We start from the raw sequence: 17,667 nt of genomic DNA, 5'->3' as shown, positions 1-17,667 counted from the left end.
AGAAAGGGGACGCGGTGTCCCGCTCCGAAAAAGTAAGCTTTGAAGGCTCAACCGGCGAGATGCTCTCGGGAATCATCGACGTTCCGGAGGGGCCCGTCAAGGGCTGGGGAGTATTCTCCCACGGTTTCACGCTGGGAAAGGACAGCCCGTCCGCGTCCCGGATGTGCAAGGCACTGGCGGACAGCGGGGTTGGCATGCTCCGGTTCGACAACCTTGGCCTGGGCGGCTCCGCGGGAGAATGGTCCGCCGGCTCCTTCAGCCACAAGGTGGCGGACACTGTGAAGGCCGCGGAGTTCATGCGCAGCGAAGGGAAGCCGATTTCCCTGTTGGTGGGCCATTCCTTCGGCGGCGCCGCGGTCCTGGCAGCGGCCCGGGAAATTCCAGAGCTCGACGCCGTCGCTACCGTGGGTGCGCCGTTTTCACCGAAGCACGTGGCCCATGTCTTCGACGCGGCTTTGGACAAGATCCTGAGTGAAGGCAGCGCCGAAGTGGACCTCGGCGGAAAGCGGGTGGAGATCCGCAAGCACTTCGTGGAAGACCTGGAGAATGCCGACCTGACGGACTGCATCAAACAGCTTCACAAGCCGCTGATGGTGCTCCACTCCCCCACGGACAACACCGTGGGAATCGAAAATGCCAGCACCATCTTCCAGACGGCCCGGCATCCAAGGAACTTTGTGTCGCTCGAAGGCAGCGACCACCTGCTGACCGGCAAAGGCCAGGCAGCCAGGGCCGCGCGCATCATTGCTGCCTGGGCCGACCAGTACCTCGACGCCGGGCAGTAGCCGGGAAGCCCGCATCAGGATGCACGGGCACCTTCCCGGGCTGCACTTGGCGGGCACCCCACGTGCCCTTGTCATGGCCGGCGGAGGTGCCGTGCAGGTCCGCCTCCCGAATCGCGGCCCAGCCGGCTGAGACCAGGTAGACCTGGCTCACCAGGTTGAACCAGATCAGCAGGCCGATGATGATCGCGAACGGCGCCAGGATGGGATTGCGCCCTGCCCCGGCCAGCAGTTCGGTGCTGAAGATCTGCAATGTGGTGGTGCCCAGTGCCGCCAGGATGGTGCCTTCCAGCAGGGCCCGGCGCTCCAGCTTCAGGCTCCCCGCGAGCCGGAACATGATGAGCGCGGTAGCCCAGTTCAGGACCAGCGGGACAGCGATCTTGATCGACGTGGTCAGCGGACCGGCAACAGCATCATCGAGCCGCAGGAAGTCGGAAACCCAGCCGGCGGCGGTTCCAAACACCAGGGAAGCTCCGGCGCTGATCACCAGGGCCACGCCCAGTAGCAGCAACGTGCCTGCATCCCGGAGTTTCATGAGTATGGGGTTGACCAGCAGCGGTGGCAGCTCCAGCACGCCGCGCAGCCCGTCCCGGAGGCCGGCGATCCAGCCCAGGGACGTGATGATCGTGACCACGGCACCGATCAGCGCCGTCCAGCCGAGACCGTCCGGGTTCAGCAGGTCCTGGGGGTCAACCAGGCCATTGCCCCCGTTTAGCTTCAAGAGTCCCGGCGCGCTTTGGGCGACGCTGCTGATGATCGTGTCCAGGAGTGCCGGCTGTCCGCGCAGGACCAGGCCGGCAATGGAGAAGCCGGTGGTGAGGAGGCCGGTGATGGAGAAGAACATGTTGAAGCCGATGCCGGCGCTCATCAGCGGGCCGTGCTGAAGTGTGTAGTGCCGGAAGGCGCGCATGGGACGAAGGGCGTTAAGGCGGGCCAGAAGCCACTGGACCATGGCCATCAGGCCTGCCAGGGGCCCGTTGCCGGCCCTCCGTGCCTTGTTCCACGCCATCTGCTTCTGGATGACCGCGAGCTTCAGGTGGGCGTGGTCTGTGGGAAGGGGCTGCCGTTCGGGCTGCCTCGCCTGGTGCCGCAACGGGGTCCGTGAGTCAGGCGCCGCCGTCGTTGTCAGTTTGGGTCCCAAAGTCCAGCTCTTCCCGTAGCTGCCAGATGCCGTTGGCATCGTGCTCGTAAAGTCCCATGCTAACCACGGGGAAGGTGGCTCTGTAGTTCCGCAGCACCGTTTCGGCTTCGTCGAGGCTTTCCGGGGCCACATCATGGGCGATGGTGACGTGCGGGTGGTAGGCAAACGGCAACTCGCGGTGCAGGGGACCCTGCTGGAGCTTTTCGTGCAGGTCGACGCAGTCTTCGAAGCCGTCCTCAACGTTGATGAACACCACCGGCGAGACCGGACGGAAAGTTCCCGTTCCCGCGATGGTGACGGTGAAGGGCCGCTGCCGGCGGGCGACGTCCCTCACGTGCTCGCGGGTGGCCTCCCAATCCTTCGTAGGGGTAGTGGTCACCAGGGTGATGTGGGCCGGAACCACGTCCGCGAGGGGATCACCGAAGGACGCCCGCCAACGCTGCAGCTCCGCCGCGATGTCGGCCGGAAAGCCAAGGATGACGCCGACGCTGATGTCCTCCGTCCGGGATGGGCGGGCATGCGGCGCAACGCGACGATCTGCTGGGTCTCCGTGGGGGTTGGCTGCTGTCCCCGCCGTCCGGCGGGGGGAACGGGTGCCTTCCCTAGCGGTGACTTTGCTGGAGGACATAGCGCTAGTGGACTCCGGCGAGGCTGAGGGACGGAAGGAAACCCATGCGCTCGTACACCTGGGCGAGGGTCACTGAGGCAATTTCCCGGGCGCGCTCGGCCCCGTGTGCGAGCAGCCGGTCCAGCTCGGCCGGATCCGCCATCAGCTCGTTGGTGCGGTTCCGCAGGGGCGTGATGAAGTCCACCATTACCTCCGCAAGGTCCACTTTAAGATGGCCGTACATCTTGCCCTGGTACTCGGCTTCGAGCTCGGCCACCGTTTTTCCGGTCAAGGAAGAGTAAATAGTGAGCAGGTTGGAGACGCCGGGTTTCTCCTCCGGGTCAAACCGGATTTCAGTTCCGGCATCCGTCACTGCCGATTTGATGCGCTTGGCCGCGATCTTCGGGTCCTCCAGGAGCTGGATGATCCCGTTAGGTGATTCCCCGGTCTTGGACATCTTGGCGCTGGGGTTCTGCAGGTCGTAGATCTTGGCGCTTTCCTTGACGATGGTCGCCTCGGGAACGGTGAAGGTGGGACCAAAGCGGGTATTGAAGCGCTGCGCCAGGTTCCGGGTGAGCTCCAGGTGCTGCCGCTGGTCCTCGCCTACCGGCACCAGGTCCGTCTGGTACAGCAGGATGTCCGCAGCCATGAGGGTGGGATAGGCAAAAAGCCCCAGGGTGGCGGCGTCGGCGCCGGACTTCTGGGTCTTGTCCTTGAACTGGGTCATGCGCGAGGCTTCGCCGAAACCGGTGATGCAGTTCAATGCCCAGGCCAGCTGCGCATGTTCGGGCACGTGGGACTGGACGAAAAAGATGCTCTTGTCCGGATCGATGCCCGCTGCGATGTACTGCGCGGCAACGATCCGGGTGCGCTTGGCCAGCTCGGCCGGATCGAAGTCCACGGTGATGGCGTGCAGGTCCGGGATGAAGAAGACGGCGTCGTACTCAGCCTGCATGTCCACCCAGTTGCGGACGGCGCCGATGTAGTTGCCCAGGTGCAGGGAATCGGCCGTGGGCTTGGCGCCGGAGAGGATGCGCTTCTTTGCGGCTGGCGAAGTTGGGGTAGTCATGTGGGAGGAAACCTTCGGGGCTTAGAGCTGGTAATCCACTACCAGCGGGGCATGGTCGGAGAAGCGGGTATCCCACGACGCCGCACGGTCCACCACCGCTGAGATCGCGGAGGCGGCCAGCGCCGGGGTGGCCAGGTGGTAGTCGATGCGCCAGCCGGTGTCATTGTCAAAGGCCTTGCCGCGCTGCGACCACCAGGTGTATGGCCCGTCAACCGGTCCAGCCAGGTTGCGGTGCACGTCATGCCAGCCGATTTCCTCGCCGAAGAACCTGTCAAAGTACGCGCGTTCTTCCGGCAGGTGGCCCGCCCTCTTGACGTTGGCTTTTGAGTTGCGGATGTCCAGCGGCGTGTGGGCCACGTTAAGGTCGCCCACCACCAGGGCGTGGTCGCTGTGCTTGGTCAGTTCCGGGAGCCTGGTGCTCATGACCTCCAGGAACCTGAATTTGTCATCCTGCTTCGCCGTGCCCACCTCGCCGGAGTGGACGTAGGCACTGGCCACGGTGAGCTGCACGGGTTCTCCCGCCGCATCCCGTAAGCGGAAGTCGGCCTCAACCCAGCGCCCGGCGGTGGCGAAGTAGTCGTCACCGATGCCGTTGCGGGTTTCCAGCGGCTCCTCACGCGATGCGATAGCGACGCCGGCCCGGCCCTTGGCCTCAGCCTCGGCGTGCAGGATGTGCCAGCCTTCGCCCAGCAGCTGGCGCACGATGGCGTCAGGGGCGCGGACTTCCTGCAGGCAGAGGATGTCCACCCCGCGCGGCTCCAGCCATGCCGCCATGCCGTTCTTGAACGCAGCCCGGAGGCCGTTGACGTTGACGGATGCGATGCGAAGGTGGTCCTTGTTCAATGCCGAGCTCACCCGCTCCACTCTAGTCGATGATGGTTCCGGTGACCGGCTCTCCACTGCCGCCCGAGGACTTGATCATGTCCCTGGCGTTGGTGGCCGTGATCTCAATGGTTTCGAGTGCCCGGTGGATGGTGTCCTGGTTGGCGGCGGCACCCTTGGCGCGCTCCTCCTCCACCACGCGGACCTGGACCTGGACAATCTTGAATGAGTGGTCCAGCTTGAGGTCGCGGACCTCCTCAGCCTGGCTGCGCTCGGCAACAACCCGGGTTCCACCCTGGTCTGCTGCGGCGTAGGGGCCGCGCCCTGCAGCGGACGTGAACGCGTTCTGGGCTTCGCTGAGCTTGGCGCCGGCCCTCTTTGCCGCCTTCTGGATGCTGAACACCACAAAGCAGGCCAGCGCGAGCCAGAAGGCTGCGATGACCGCAACAACCCAGCCCACGACGTCGTTCTGGTTGGCGGCGAAGATCACGGCCACAACGAACGCGGTGACCAGGACCATCAGTCCCGGGCCGCTGATGCGGAACATGGAGAATCCGCCCCTGGCGGGTTTGGAGGATGACTTGGAGCTGCCCAGAGATTGCATGCACCCATTCTCTCAAACCCCCGGGTGTGCTCCTGCCGCCTTCCACCTCCGGCGAACAGCGCCCCTCCCCTCCCAACTAGGTAGCGCCAAGTGTCGTTTTGAACCCCTAAAACGACACTTAGCGCTACCTAGTTGGGGGGCTACTTCAGGAAGAGCTGGCGCAGGCGGACCGTGGTGAGCAGCATGCCGACGGCGGTCATCACCAGGTAGTAGCCGATGTGGACGGGGGTGGCAGCGGTGAAGGCGCCCACGCTGATCTGGCGCAGGAGTTCTACCCCGTGCCACAGCGGCATGGCCTGGATGAGCCACTGGATGGCCTGTGGGTAGACGCTCAGCGGGTAGAACGTGGCGCTGAACAGGAACATGGGCAGCATCACGAAGTTGACCCAGTCCATCTGCTGGAAGGTCTTCAGGAAACTGGTGATCCCCATCCCGATGCTCGCGAAGCCGAAGGCGATCAGCACGGAGGCAGGCACCATCAGGAGCGCCCAGGGTGTGGTGATCAATCCCATGACCCCCATCACCGCCGTGAAACCCATGGCGTAGAGCAGGCCGCGCAGGAGCGCCAGGAAGATCTCCCCGAGGGCAACGTCCAGCGGCCCCAGCGAGGTGTACAGCATGCCCTGGTAAAGCTTCGCGAAGTTCATTTTGAAGAACACGTTCCAGGTGGAGTCGTAGACCGCGCCGTTCATCGCCGAGACTGCGAGCAGGGCCGGGGCAATGTATGCGGCGTAGCTGATCTCCCCGCCGCCTGGGCCCTGGACCGAGCCCACGATTGCGCCGAGCCCCACCCCCATGGAGATGAGGAACAGGACCGGCTCGAAGAACCCGGAGAGCATCACCAGCCAGTTTGTGCTCCGGGTGGCCAGCAGGCCGCGCGAAATGACGGCCCTGGCGTTGCGCGAATACAGCGGCCCGAACGTCCTGCTGCGGGCCTGGTCCGGCGCGCTTTTCACTGGCAGCCCGGCGCTCACTTGCCCATCCTTGCCGCGAACTGCCGCCGGGTCAGGAACCAGCCCAGCACCGCCAGGGCCACGAGCACCACCGCGTGGAGGACGGTGAGCAGCGGCGGCTGCTGGTACCCGTAGCTGAACACCCGTCCCAGTTCGGTGCCATGCCAGATGGGCGAGATCCAGCCCACCCAGCGCACCGCCAGGGGAAGGCTGTCCAGCGGAAAGAAGGTCCCGGAGAACAGGAAGAGCGGCATCACGATAAACCGCATCACCAGCGCAAACTGGCCCTTGTCCTCGGTGATGGAGGCCGAGTAGGCCATCAGCGGCAGGCCAAAGGAAAGGCCCGCGAGCGTTGCCACCAGGATGGTGGCCCAGCCCCAGCCGCCGGGCGCGGCACCGAAGAGGACAACAGCGGCGAAGTAGACGGCGGACTGCAGCAGGAGGCGCAGGGTCACCGCCATGATGTGGCCCGCCGCAATCTGCTGGGGAGTCAGCGGCGAGGCGTGCGGCCCGTAGTAGGTGCGGCGCCATTTGAACCCGTCCATCACGGGGAACGTGAACTCGTTGGTGGCCGTCATCACGGACGCGGACACCAGCAGCGCCGGGGCCACAAAGGTCACGTAGCCCACTCCCCCGAAGGCCTCCGCGCCCTGCGCGTCTACAAGGGTGGCCAGGCCCACGCCCATGGCAAACAGGTACGCCACCGGGTGGCCCACGCTGTACATGATGATGGACCAGCCGTAGCCCTTCATCACCCGCAGCACCTGCTCTGCGTAATAGAACGCGCCCCACCGCCGCGCCCTGGCAGCCGCAATGTCCGGGCTGTGGGCCCGCAACGCCTCCCTTGCCGTGCCGTCAGTCAACAAGGCTTCTGCCCGTCAACCGCAGGAACACGTCCTCCAGCGAGGACCTCCGCACCAGCGATGTCAGCGGCCGCAGGCCGCGGGACGCCACCTGCTCAAGGGTGGACTCGCCGTCGTGCGCGTAAATCAGCACCCGGTCCGGGAGGACCTCCAGCCGCTCCCCGATGCCCTGCAGCTCCGAGGCGATCGTGGTGTTCCGCTCGGATCCGAACCGCAGCTCAACCACCTCGCGGGTGGAGTGCTCGCGGATCAGCTGCGCGGGCGATCCCTCAGCCATGATCCTGCCCTTGTCCACCACGATCAGCCGGTCGCAAAGCTGCTCGGCCTCGTCCATGTAGTGGGTTGTCAGGATAAGGGTGACGCCCTGTTCCTTGAGCCGGAACAGGCGGTCCCAGAGGATGTGCCGGGCCTGCGGATCCAGACCGGTGGTGGGCTCGTCCAGCAAAAGGATCCGGGGTTCGTTGATCAACGAACGCGCGATGGTCAGCCGCCGCTTCATGCCGCCGGACAGCGCGTCCACTTTGGATTTCGCCTTGTCCGTCAGCTGCGCGAATTCCAGCAGTTCGTCGGCCTTCGGTCTCAGGTAGCTCATGGGCAGGCCGAAGTAGCGCCCGTAGACCAGCAGGTTGTCCCGGACCCGGAGCTCCTCATCCAGGTTGTCCTGCTGCGGCACCACGCCCAGGTGCGCCCGCACTTCGGGCCCGTGCGAGTCCGGGTCGAGGCCCAGGATGCGGAGGTTTCCGGAGGTGCGCCGGGTGACGCCGCCGATCATTTTCATGGTGGTGGATTTGCCGGCACCGTTCGGGCCCAGCAGGCCAAAGGACTCCCCCGCCGCGACGCTGAAGGAGATTCCGTCCACGGCGGCCACGTCGCCGTAGGTCTTCGTCAGGTTCTCTGCCGTAATGACCGTACGGTGGTCTTCGCTTCGCGGCCCGGCGGCAGGCTGGACAGGGCCGACTGCTGCGCCCGGCGGCACGGCGGCTTTGTTGTGCACCCTCCGCAGACTAGTGGAGCTGCGGCGCAGGTGGAAGGGGACTGCCACTTCTGCGCTTAAAAGTCCGACGGCGGCACGGCCGCTTCCGTGTGAAAGGTGCCGTGCCGCCGTCGTGCCTTGCTGTTTTTGCCTGGTGCTAGGCGCTTCCCGGGCCGCTCTTCTGTGCCACCTGGCGTTCCGCGGCTTCCACCACGTTCGTCATCAGCAGCGCCACGGTCATGGGACCGACGCCTCCGGGGTTCGGTGAAATCCAGCCGGCCACCTCGGCCACGGCGGGGTCGATGTCGCCGTAGACCCGGCTCTTGCCGGTCTCGGGATCGGTTTCCCGGGTGACGCCCACGTCCAGCACGGCCGCGCCGGGCTTCACGTCGGAGGCCTTGACGATGTGCTTGGCACCGGCCGCGCCCACAATGACGTCCGCCTGCCGCAGCAGTTCCGGGAGGTTCTCGGTTCCCGTGTGCGTCAGCGTCACCGTGGCGTTGACGGCGCGCCGGGTGAGCAGCAGCCCGATCGAGCGGCCGATGGTGACGCCGCGGCCCACCACCACAACGTGCTTGCCCTTGAGGCTGTAGCCGTTGCGCTCCAGGAGCTCGATCACGCCGCGGGGCGTGCACGGCAGCGGCGAGGTGATCTCCCCGTTGACGTTGAGCACCAGCTTGCCAAGGTTGGTGGGGTGCAGGCCGTCGGCATCCTTCGCGGGGTCGATGCGCTCCAGGATCGCATCGGTGTCCAGGTGCTTGGGCAGCGGCAGCTGGACGATGTATCCGTGGCAGGCGGGGTCCGCATTGAGTTCGTCAATGAGTGCCTCGACCTGCTCCTGGGTGGCATCGGCCGGCAGCTCGCGCTGGATCGAGTTCATCCCGATTTCCGCGGACTGCTTGTGCTTCATGGACACGTACAGCTGCGAGGCCGGATCCGCTCCCACGAGGACGGTTGCGATGCCGGGCGTTACGCCCTTGGCCTTGAGTGCGGCCACGCGTTCGGCCAGCTCGGCCTTGATGGCGGCGGCGGCAAGCTTGCCGTCAAGGACCTTTGCGGTCTGGGTGGTTTCAGTCATGGGTCACCACTGCTCGTGCTGCGGGTACAGCGGGAAGTCGGCGGCCAGCTTGTCCACGCGCGCCTGCAGGGACTCGACGTCGGCACCGGTGCCGGCCTTCAGGGCGGTGGCGATGATCTCGGCAACCTCGGTGAACTCGGCGGCGCCGAAGCCGCGGGTGGCCAGTGCCGGGGTGCCGATGCGCAGGCCGGAGGTGACCATCGGGGGGCGGGGGTCGAACGGAACGGCGTTGCGGTTCACGGTGATGCCCACCGAGTGCAGGAGGTCTTCGGCCTGCTGTCCGTCCAGCTGGGAGTTGCGGAGGTCGACAAGGACCAGGTGCACGTCCGTGCCGCCGGTCAGGACGGAGACGCCGGCGTCGGCGACGTCCGCCTGGTTGAGGCGGTCGGCGATGATCCTGGCGCCTTCCAGGACGCGCTCCTGGCGCTCCTTGAATTCCTCGGTGCCGGCGATCTTGAAGGCCACGGCCTTGGCTGCGATCACGTGCATCAGCGGGCCGCCCTGCTGGCCCGGGAAAACGCTGGAGTTGAGCTTCTTGGCCCACTCCTGCTTGGCCAGGATCACGCCGGAGCGCGGCCCGGCGAGGGTCTTGTGCACTGTGGAGGTGACGACGTCGGAGTGCGGAACCGGGCTCGGGTGCAGTCCGGCGGCAACCAGGCCGGCGAAGTGGGCCATGTCGGTCCAGAGAAGGGCCCCGACCTCGTCGGCGATGGAGCGGAAGGCAGCGAAGTCCAGGTGGCGCGGGTAGGCGGACCAGCCGGCGATGATGACCTGCGGCTTCTCGGCGATGGCCTGTTCGCGGAGCTTGTCCATGTCGATGCGGAAGTTGTCTTCCTCAACCTGGTAGGCAGCAACTTTGTACAGCTTGCCGGAGAAGTTCAGCTTCATGCCGTGGGTCAGGTGGCCGCCGTGCGCCAAGGACAGGCCCAGGATCTTGTCGCCGGGAGTGATCATGGCGGACAGGGCCGCGGCGTTGGCCTGGGCGCCTGAGTGCGGCTGGACGTTGGCGTACTCGGCGCCGAACAGGGCCTTGACCCTGTCGATGGCCAGCTGCTCGGCAATGTCCACGTATTCGCAGCCGCCGTAGTAGCGGCGGCCCGGGTAGCCCTCGGCATACTTGTTCGTGAGGACGGAGCCCTGGGCTTCCATGACGGCGCGGGGGGCGAAGTTCTCGGAGGCGATCATTTCCAGGGTGCCGCGCTGGCGGCCGAGCTCCTGGTCAAGGACTGCTGCGATTTCGGGGTCGAGCTCGGCCAGCGGCTGGTTGCTGACGGCGGTAGTGGAGGTGGCTGTAGTCACGAAAGAACTCCTGGCTAGGCGTACGGGCACTGCTAAGGTCAGGCTACCGGCTGGCGCACCTTCACACCGCACTGATGACAGCGCGTGGGAAGCTGCGGGCATGGCGCTGCAGTACTGACGCAGGTGCAGCCCCAAATCCGGCAAGACATGACCCTCGGCCCAGGCGTACGATCCGTGGTCTTCGTGATTGCCGCTCCCTGGTGGTTAGCCACCCAACGCCAGTTGCGACCCTCTCAGCGTACCAAACCCGGGCGCCGCAGCGCGGGTAGGCTTGTACGCGTGAGTGAAGAGCAGCTGAACCAAGCCTACGTAGTTACCCTGTCCTGCCCGGACCGCCCCGGAATTGTCCACGCGGTGGCCGGCGCCCTGCTGGTGGCGGGCTGCAATATTACGGATTCGCAGCAGTACGGCAGCCCTGCCACGGGCAACTTCTTCATGCGGGTAGAGGTGACGACGGCGGCGGCCAAGTCCGAGCTGCGCGCTGCCCTTGAGCCGGTGGCCGAGGCGTTCGGGATGCAGTGGAGCCTCAACACCGTGGGCCAGAAAGTGCGCACCCTGGTCATGGCCAGTACCTCTGCCCACTGCCTCAACGACCTCCTGTTCCAGCAGCGCTCCGGGACGCTGCCCATCGAGATCCCCGCCATCGTTTCCAACCACCAGGACCTTGCCGGGCTCGCTGAGTTCTACGGCATCCCGTTCCACTACATCCCGGTCACCCCGGACACCAAGGCCCAGGCGGAGGACAAACTCCGCGCCATCATGGCCGAGCACGACATCGAGCTGACCGTCCTGGCCCGTTACATGCAGATCCTCTCCGATGAGCTCTGCACGGAGCTGACCGGCAAGGCCATCAACATCCACCACTCCTTCCTGCCGTCCTTCAAGGGTGCCAAGCCCTACCACCAGGCGCATGCCCGCGGTGTGAAGCTCATCGGCGCCACCGCCCACTACGTGACAGCGGCGCTGGACGAGGGTCCCATCATCGAGCAGGAAGTCATCCGGGTGGACCACGCGCGGACGCCGGAACAGTTCGTGCAGATGGGCAGGGACGTGGAGGGCCGCACCCTGGTCCAGGCGGTGCAGTGGCACGCAGAGCACCGCGTGCTCCTGGACGGCAACCGGACCGTCGTCTTTAACTGACGGCCGTCTTAAAGAAGGCGGGGAGGCGGGATGGATCCGGCCACTACGGATGCCGAGCGGCGCCTCGCCGACTTCTACAACCGCCGTGCAGCCTCCGGGGCTGACTACCCGCCGTCGCATAGCCGTGTGGAGCAACGCGACCGCTTTATTGCCCTGCTGAAGTCCGAAGGGCGGCATTCCGTCCTGGAAGTGGGGACCGGGACCGGGCTCGACGGCCTGAAGTTCGTTGAGGCCGGCATCCACTACACGGGCGTGGACCTCGCCGAAGGGCAGGTCCGCCGGGCCAGGGCGCGGGGCCTTGACGTCTCGGTGGCCAGCGTCCGGGCCCTGCCGTTCCCCAGCGGCGCCTTCGCTGCCCTGTGGACCATGAGCACGCTGCTGCACATCCCCGCCAGCGACATCGATGCCGTCCTGGCCGAGCTGGTGCGGGTCGCCGCGCCCGGCGCCCCGATCGCCGTCGGCCTCTGGTCCGGTGAGGATGAAGAGGTGCTGAATCCGGAGGACGACGACGGCGAGCCCCGCTTTTTCAGCCGCCGCAGCGACGCCACGGTCCGGGAAGTCTTTGGTCGCCACGGCAGGGTCGAGGACTTTGTCACGTGGCCGGAGGGAACAGGAGCCGAGTCCGGCCCCGGCGCCGGGCACTGGACGCAGCACTACCAGTTCCTGGTCCTGCGCACTCCTCACCGCAGGTAACCCCGAACCCAACCAGGTAGCGCCAAGTGTCGTTTTGAGGTTTCAAAACGACACTTGGCGCTACCTGGTTGGGGTGGGGCGTAGGTGTCCTAGGCTTGGCGCATGGCTCCTCTTTACCCTTTCGCCGGAAACACCCCGGCTGTCCACGATTCCGCCTTTGTCGCACCCACGGCGTCGATCATCGGCAACGCCACCCTCGCCCGGGATTCCAGCGCCTTTTACGGTGTCTCCGTGCGGGCTGACACCGCCGTCATCACCGTCGGCGAGGGCAGCAACCTGCAGGACAATGTGGTGCTGCACGCGGACCCAGGCTTCCCCTGCACGGTGGGCGAACGCGTCAGCGTGGGGCACGCCGCCGTCGTCCATGGCTGCACTGTGGAGGACGACTGCCTGATCGGCATGGGCGCAACAGTGCTCAACGGCGCAGTGATCGGCGCCGGCTCGCTGGTAGCGGCCGGCGCCGTGGTGCTCGAAGGCACCGTTGTCCCGCCCCGCTCGCTCGTGGCGGGCGTTCCGGGAAAGGTCCGCCGGGAACTCACCGACGAAGAGTACGACGGCGTCCGGGCCAACGCCGCACGCTACGTTGAACTGGCCCGGGCCCACCGGGAGCTGCACGCTTAATCGAGGCTGATCGGCCCGATCGCGTCCAGCAGCTCGCCCGGACCCGGGTTGCCCGGCGCTGACGAGCCGCCCAGGTGGTTCACCACGCCCCACACGGCGTTAAGGCCGGTGGTCACGGCGCCTTCCGCCCAGCCGGCGGTGAAGGAGACGTCGTCGCCGGCCAGGAAGATCCCGCGCTGGGAGGCCGGCAGCGCGTCCTGCTTGAAGTGGGTGAACAGCCGCTGCTGGTACCGGTAATGGCCGGGCAGGTTTGCCTTGAAGGCGCCCATGAAGTTGGGGTCGGCCTCCCAGGACACCGTAATGGGCTGGCCCACGATGTGGCCGGCAATGTCCACGCCCGGGTAGATCTGCTCGAGCGAGTGCAGCATCAGTTCCACGCGTTCGTCAGCGTCCAGCGCCAGCCACTTCAGTGCGTCGTCGTTCCACGTGTAGGAGAGCAGGATGACGGCGGGCTTGTCCGGGCCGTTGTCCAACAGGTAGGTGGCGCGGTTGAGCCGGTCGGTCAGCGTCATGGACAAGACCTCGTTGCCGGTGTCCGGGTCGATGTCCTTCCAGAACGGCCGGTCCACCATGACGAACGTCTTGGAGGACTGCATGTAGTGCGAGCGTTCGATCGCTGTCCACAGTTCGGCGGGGAACAGCGCCTCCTCGGTGTGGATGCGCGTGGACAGCAGCCAGGACTGGCATGTGGCCACCACTGCGGGGTAGGTGGCTTCGCGGCCCCACCGTTCGCGGATCCGCAGGTTGCCGTCGGCGTCGCGGCTGATCCGGCCGACTGCGCCGCGGGGCGAACCGGAGTGCAGGGCGGCCAGGGACGTTCCTTCCGGCCAGTGCACCATGCCCGACGGCGCGTGCTGCCACAGTGCCTCGGGCAGCCTCTGCGCTCCGCCGCTGATGAGGCGGTGCTGGTCGTCCGCGTCGGTGTAGACCACGCGGAGGATCTCCAGGATGGAGTTCGGGAAGTCGGTGTCCCATCCGCCGGTGCCGAAACCCACCTGGCCGAAGGCCTCCCGGTGTGCGAAGCCCGCCTCCTTGAAGGACTCGCTGGCCGCGATGAAGCCGTAGAAGGTCTGCTCGTCCATCAGCGGCAGCAGGCCGTTCCAGAGTTCCTTGATCCGGGCCGTGTCGCGGGCTCGGATGGCTTCCTGCATCTCGACGAACTTGGCGCCGTCGTTGACCGCGGCCTTCCAGGCGTCCGCCACTTCCCTGAAGAACGGCGGCAGGTCGCCGGGCTTTTCCGCATAGTGCTTCTTGCCGGCCAGCTCAATCACGGTGCTGGACGTGGCCGGGGACAGCGGGTTGGGGAACTCCTGGGTGTCCAGCCCCAGCAGGTCCACGTAGTGGTAGAACGCCTTGCCGGATTCCGGGAACCGCATGCCGCCGAGGTCCGCCACCACTCCGGGCGCCGCGGGGAATGAGGCGGTGCGGAGGCGCCCGCCGATCTGGTCCGCTTCATAGACCACCGGCCGCAGTCCGAGCTTCATGAGCTCGTAGGCCGCGACCAGGCCGGACAGGCCCGCCCCGATGACGGCCACCTCGGTCCCCAGCAGTTCAGGTGGAACAGAGCCCAGGCCGTCCGGGTGGGCCAGGTAATGGTCGTAGCTGAACGGAAAGTCCGGGTTCAGCATGGTGATGGGGCCGGCGGCGGCGCCGTCTGCCGTAGGGCCGGCGGCCCGGGTGGCCGTGGTGCTGGACGGATCTGAGGCCGGCAGTTCGGTGGCGGTGGTCATGGAAGTTCTGCCTTTGACGGTTCGGGGGTGGGCTGTGGTGAAAGTTGCGGTCCGGCAAGTCCACGGTATTCCTCGTTGCTGAGGGCCGCCAGCCGCGAGTTCCGCCGGCCGTAGCCGAAGTAGGCGGCAGCGCCCACCAGCATCCAGAGGGCAAAGACCACCCAGGTGTCTGCGCCGAGGTTGGCCATCAGGTAGGCGCACATGGCGGCCCCGAGGATGGGCGTGAGCGGGAAGAGCGGCACGCGGAAGGTCCGCTCCAGCTCCGGCCGGGTACGGCGGAGGTAGACGACGGCGACGTTCACCAGTGCGAAGGCGAACAGGGTGCCGATGCTGGTGGCGTCCGCGAGCGCGCCGAGCGGCACAAGGCCGGCAGTGAGCGCGACGGCGATGCCCACCAGGAGCGTGCCGGCAACGGGGGTGCCGGTGCGGCGGGAAACGCGGCCGAAGATTTTCGGAATGAGGCCGTCGCGGGCCATCGACAGCAGGATGCGCGTCTGCCCGTACAGCACGGTGAGGACGATGCTGGCAATGGCCAGGACGGCGCCCACCGCGAAGACCAGGGCAATCCATGGCTGGCCTGTGGTTTCCTCAAGGATCTTCACCAGGGCGGCCTCGGTCCCGTCGAACCAGCCCCACGGCCGGGCGCCGATGGCGGCAACCGCAACCAGGACGTAGATGGTGGTGACGATCAGCATGGAGAGCATGATGGCGCGGGGCAGGTCGCGCTTGGGGTCGCGGGCTTCTTCGCCTGCGGTGGAGGCGGCATCGAACCCGATGTAGGAGAAGAACACCCGGGAGGCGGCGGCTGAGACGCCGGCAGCGCCCATCGGCAGCAGCGGCTCGAAGTTTCCGGCGTTGAACGCAGTGAAGGCTACGACGCAGAAGAACAGCAGGATGCCCACCTTCACCACCACGATAGACGTGTTGATCCAGGCGCTCTCCTTCGCGCCGCGGACCAGGAGGATCGTTGCGAGCACCACGATGACCATGGCCGGGACGTTGACCAGGCCGCCGTCCCCGGGCGGCTGGGACACCGCGTCCGGGAGGACGGAACCAAACACCGCCAGCGCTTCATTCACATACTGCCCCGCGCCCACGGCGACTGCGGCGACGGACACCGCGTACTCCAGCACCAGGCACCAGCCGCAGATCCACGCCATCCCCTCGCCCATGGTGGCGTAGGTATAGGAGTAGCTGGAGCCTGCCACCGGGACCATCCCTGCCATCTCGGCATACGAAACAGCGGACAGCAGCGCTGCCAGGCCGGCGATCGCGAAGGAAATCCAGATGGCGGGCCCGGCCAGCGGAACGGATTCGCCCAGGATCACCAGGATGCCGGTGCCAAGGGTTGCGCCCACGGAGATCATGGTCAGCTGAAGCACCCCGAAACTGCGGACCAGGCGGGGGCCGCCGTCGTTGCTTGCCGCCTCGCTGACCATCTGGGCGATGGGTTTGCGGCGCAGCAGTTGCGCGGCCAGGGTCGGGCGGCCGCTTGTTCCGCTGCTGCCGGCCGGTGCGTGACCGGAGAGTGTAGGCACAGTCATCGTTGACGTCCGTTCGTGTCGGTGAATGGTTGAACTGGTTTCCCCTCCCCAAGCGTAGGGTTGTGAGGAGCATCTCAACGATGTGCAAAGTGACCTATAGTCTTCATTCATGAGACGCAATGCACCATCCGCCAGTGACCGCCCGGACCAGCTGGACGCCGTAACGCTGGAACGGTTCCTGGCAGCCCTGCCGCGCGAAGTGGTGGTGCTGAACGACGCCGGCAACGGGCAGGCACCGCTGCGCTGGGTGGAACCCAGCGAACTGGAGGACCCCACGCCGTACCTGCTCGACGGCGAATTCGTCCTCACGGCCGGACTGCCCTTCCGTGAGGGCGGCGGCAGCGGCCCCGCGAGGGCGGATGAGTACGTCCGGCGGCTCGTGGCTGCCGGGGTTGCGGCCCTGGGCTTCGGCCTGGAGCCGTATTACGACGCCGTACCCGCCCACGTGGTGGCGGCCTGCCGGCAGCACGGGCTCACCCTCGTGGAGGTCCCGGCCACCGTTCCCTTCGCCGCCCTGGGCCTTGAGTTTTCCAAGCTCCTCGAATCCGGCAACGCGCAGGTGTTCCGGCAGTTGGCGGAGACCAACCGGCACCTCATGAGGGCGGTCCTTTCCGCCCGGCCGGAACACGAGCTGCTGGCGGCGCTGATCCAGCGTGTTCCCGTATGGGCCGTCCTTGTGGGCACGGACGGGAGGGTGCGCGCCCGGGCGGGGGCCGCCGTCGGGCTCTCCCAGCTGCAGCCGCTGCTCAAGCGGCTCCTCAGCGGCAGCGGCCCCCGCGTGGAGACGGAAACACTGGAAACGTCCGAAGGATCTACCTTGGTGTTCGGCCACCCGCTCCGGAGCACCAGGGACGCCACGCTCGGCAGCCTGGTGCTGGGCACGGGCAGGCCGCTCACCCCGGCGCAGAACAATGTGGTGTCCTCCGTGGTGGGCCTGCTGGAGTTGCTCGTGCGGCAGCGGACCAGCGGCTCCCTGGCCCCCAGCCAGCTGGCCACAGCCCTGCTCCTCCACCCGGAGAGCCTGTCCGACGGCAACAGCCGCGGGCTGGGCAGCCTTCAGGACTTGCTGGCCCAAAGCGTCTCGGGAACCAGGCAAGGCCAGGTCCGGGTGGTCCAGGGGGTCCGGGCACAGGCCGCTGCCGCCCCTGCAGCCGACGGGCCGGTGCGGGAGCTGCTCCAATGGCGCAGGCTGTTCGACACCAAAATGGTGGAGCTCACCGATTATGGGTTCACGGCCGTGACGCGGCTCAAAGTTGACGAGCCACTGCTGTCCGAGGTGGAACAGCTGGGCTGGCGGCTGGTGGTGGGTGAACCCACGGGGCTGCCAGGCCTCGCCGACGCGTACCGGAGGGCCAGCGCCCTGCGCCCGCGCGTGGCGGCGGCAGGAAGGAGCCTCAGGGAAGAGGAGCTGACGTGGTCCGTTACCGGCCTGCTGGGCAGCGATGCGGGCGCCCTGCTGGCCGCGCGCATTCTCGCGCCCGTCCTGGAGCTCGACGCCGAACGCCGGGCCTCGCAGCTACGGCTCCTTCGGTCCTGGCTGGCCGCCCACGGAAGCTGGGACGCCACCGCCAAGGACCTTGGGCTGCACCGGAACAGCGTGCGCCGCCAGATCAATGCCGTGGCGGAGCTGCTGGGCATGGATCTGGGGCAGGCCCAGGCCAGGGCCGAGCTGTGGATCGCGCTGCAGTACGCGGAGGACGCTGCACCGGACGGCCAGGTGCGGGACAGCGCGTAGCTGTGGGCCCGGT

General features: G+C 66.9%; 17 protein-coding genes. 5 read left to right on the top strand and 12 right to left on the bottom strand.

Annotated features, from left to right (window positions below):
* The first annotated feature begins 14 nt into the window (after window positions 1-14).
* Window positions 15-785 (top strand): alpha/beta fold hydrolase, encoded by a 771-nt coding sequence (locus tag SMD14_RS06000; protein ID WP_321215705.1) that lies wholly within the window; start codon window positions 15-17, stop codon window positions 783-785.
* Here the strand turns inward: SMD14_RS06000 and SMD14_RS05995 are convergent.
* From SMD14_RS05995 to glyA, 10 genes are all read right to left on the bottom strand, one after another.
* Window positions 742-1,791, bottom strand: coding sequence for a YihY/virulence factor BrkB family protein (locus tag SMD14_RS05995; RefSeq protein ID WP_321216226.1), 1,050 nt, complete (start codon window positions 1,789-1,791; stop codon window positions 742-744). The genes SMD14_RS06000 and SMD14_RS05995 overlap by 44 nt on opposite strands.
* A gap of 97 nt (window positions 1,792-1,888) precedes the next feature.
* Complete coding sequence (locus tag SMD14_RS05990) at window positions 1,889-2,551, bottom strand: 2'-5' RNA ligase family protein (RefSeq protein ID WP_231754792.1); 663 nt, start codon at window positions 2,549-2,551, stop codon at window positions 1,889-1,891.
* 4 nt (window positions 2,552-2,555) lie between these two features.
* Window positions 2,556-3,599: a tryptophan--tRNA ligase gene (trpS, locus tag SMD14_RS05985; protein ID WP_157238760.1), complete on the bottom strand. Its 1,044-nt coding sequence runs from the start codon at window positions 3,597-3,599 to the stop codon at window positions 2,556-2,558.
* A 21-nt stretch (window positions 3,600-3,620) separates the two neighbouring features.
* Window positions 3,621-4,454, bottom strand: coding sequence for an exodeoxyribonuclease III (locus SMD14_RS05980; protein WP_321215704.1), 834 nt, complete (start codon window positions 4,452-4,454; stop codon window positions 3,621-3,623).
* A gap of 10 nt (window positions 4,455-4,464) precedes the next feature.
* Window positions 4,465-5,025, bottom strand: coding sequence for a hypothetical protein (locus tag SMD14_RS05975; RefSeq protein ID WP_157238761.1), 561 nt, complete (start codon window positions 5,023-5,025; stop codon window positions 4,465-4,467).
* A 140-nt stretch (window positions 5,026-5,165) separates the two neighbouring features.
* Complete coding sequence (locus tag SMD14_RS05970) at window positions 5,166-5,999, bottom strand: ABC transporter permease (RefSeq protein WP_321215703.1); 834 nt, start codon at window positions 5,997-5,999, stop codon at window positions 5,166-5,168.
* Window positions 5,996-6,841: an ABC transporter permease gene (locus tag SMD14_RS05965; RefSeq protein ID WP_321215702.1), complete on the bottom strand. Its 846-nt coding sequence runs from the start codon at window positions 6,839-6,841 to the stop codon at window positions 5,996-5,998. Before SMD14_RS05965 ends, SMD14_RS05970 begins: the two co-directional genes overlap by 4 nt.
* Window positions 6,834-7,835: an ABC transporter ATP-binding protein gene (locus SMD14_RS05960; RefSeq protein WP_409339711.1), complete on the bottom strand. Its 1,002-nt coding sequence runs from the start codon at window positions 7,833-7,835 to the stop codon at window positions 6,834-6,836. The genes SMD14_RS05965 and SMD14_RS05960 overlap by 8 nt, the downstream gene beginning before the upstream one ends.
* 136 nt (window positions 7,836-7,971) lie before the next feature.
* Window positions 7,972-8,892, bottom strand: a complete 921-nt coding sequence (locus SMD14_RS05955; protein ID WP_157238763.1) for a bifunctional methylenetetrahydrofolate dehydrogenase/methenyltetrahydrofolate cyclohydrolase — start codon at window positions 8,890-8,892, stop codon at window positions 7,972-7,974.
* Between the two features lie 3 nt (window positions 8,893-8,895).
* Complete coding sequence (glyA, locus tag SMD14_RS05950) at window positions 8,896-10,191, bottom strand: serine hydroxymethyltransferase (RefSeq protein WP_321215701.1); 1,296 nt, start codon at window positions 10,189-10,191, stop codon at window positions 8,896-8,898.
* 279 nt (window positions 10,192-10,470) lie between these two features.
* Here glyA and purU point away from each other — a divergent pair, with 279 nt between their 5' ends.
* The 3 genes from purU (at window position 10,471) to SMD14_RS05935 (ending at window position 12,645) form a co-directional block, all read left to right on the top strand.
* Window positions 10,471-11,331, top strand: a complete 861-nt coding sequence (purU, locus tag SMD14_RS05945) for a formyltetrahydrofolate deformylase (protein WP_321215700.1) — start codon at window positions 10,471-10,473, stop codon at window positions 11,329-11,331.
* A gap of 30 nt (window positions 11,332-11,361) precedes the next feature.
* Complete coding sequence (locus tag SMD14_RS05940; protein WP_321215699.1) at window positions 11,362-12,024, top strand: class I SAM-dependent methyltransferase; 663 nt, start codon at window positions 11,362-11,364, stop codon at window positions 12,022-12,024.
* A 102-nt stretch (window positions 12,025-12,126) separates the two neighbouring features.
* A complete protein-coding gene (locus tag SMD14_RS05935; protein ID WP_157238765.1) occupies window positions 12,127-12,645 on the top strand; it encodes a gamma carbonic anhydrase family protein in 519 nt (172 codons plus the stop codon).
* Here SMD14_RS05935 and SMD14_RS05930 read toward each other — a convergent pair.
* The gene (locus tag SMD14_RS05930; protein WP_321215698.1) at window positions 12,642-14,375 is read right to left on the bottom strand and encodes an FAD-dependent oxidoreductase; all 1,734 of its coding nucleotides are present in this window, start codon (window positions 14,373-14,375) and stop codon (window positions 12,642-12,644) included. The genes SMD14_RS05935 and SMD14_RS05930 overlap by 4 nt on opposite strands.
* Entirely contained in the window at window positions 14,372-15,919 is a 1,548-nt protein-coding gene (locus SMD14_RS05925; protein ID WP_321215697.1) for an amino acid permease, read from the bottom strand. The genes SMD14_RS05930 and SMD14_RS05925 overlap by 4 nt, the downstream gene beginning before the upstream one ends.
* A 109-nt stretch (window positions 15,920-16,028) precedes the next feature.
* Between SMD14_RS05925 and SMD14_RS05920 the strand changes: the two genes are divergently transcribed.
* The gene (locus tag SMD14_RS05920) at window positions 16,029-17,654 is read left to right on the top strand and encodes a PucR family transcriptional regulator (RefSeq protein ID WP_321215696.1); all 1,626 of its coding nucleotides are present in this window, start codon (window positions 16,029-16,031) and stop codon (window positions 17,652-17,654) included.
* Window positions 17,655-17,667 lie beyond the last annotated feature (13 nt).

The organism is Pseudarthrobacter oxydans (assembly GCF_034258515.1).
GTDB lineage: Bacteria > Actinomycetota > Actinomycetes > Actinomycetales > Micrococcaceae > Arthrobacter.
Note: the sequence above shows the minus strand (reverse complement) of the source record. Positions and strands in the feature narration are given on the sequence as shown.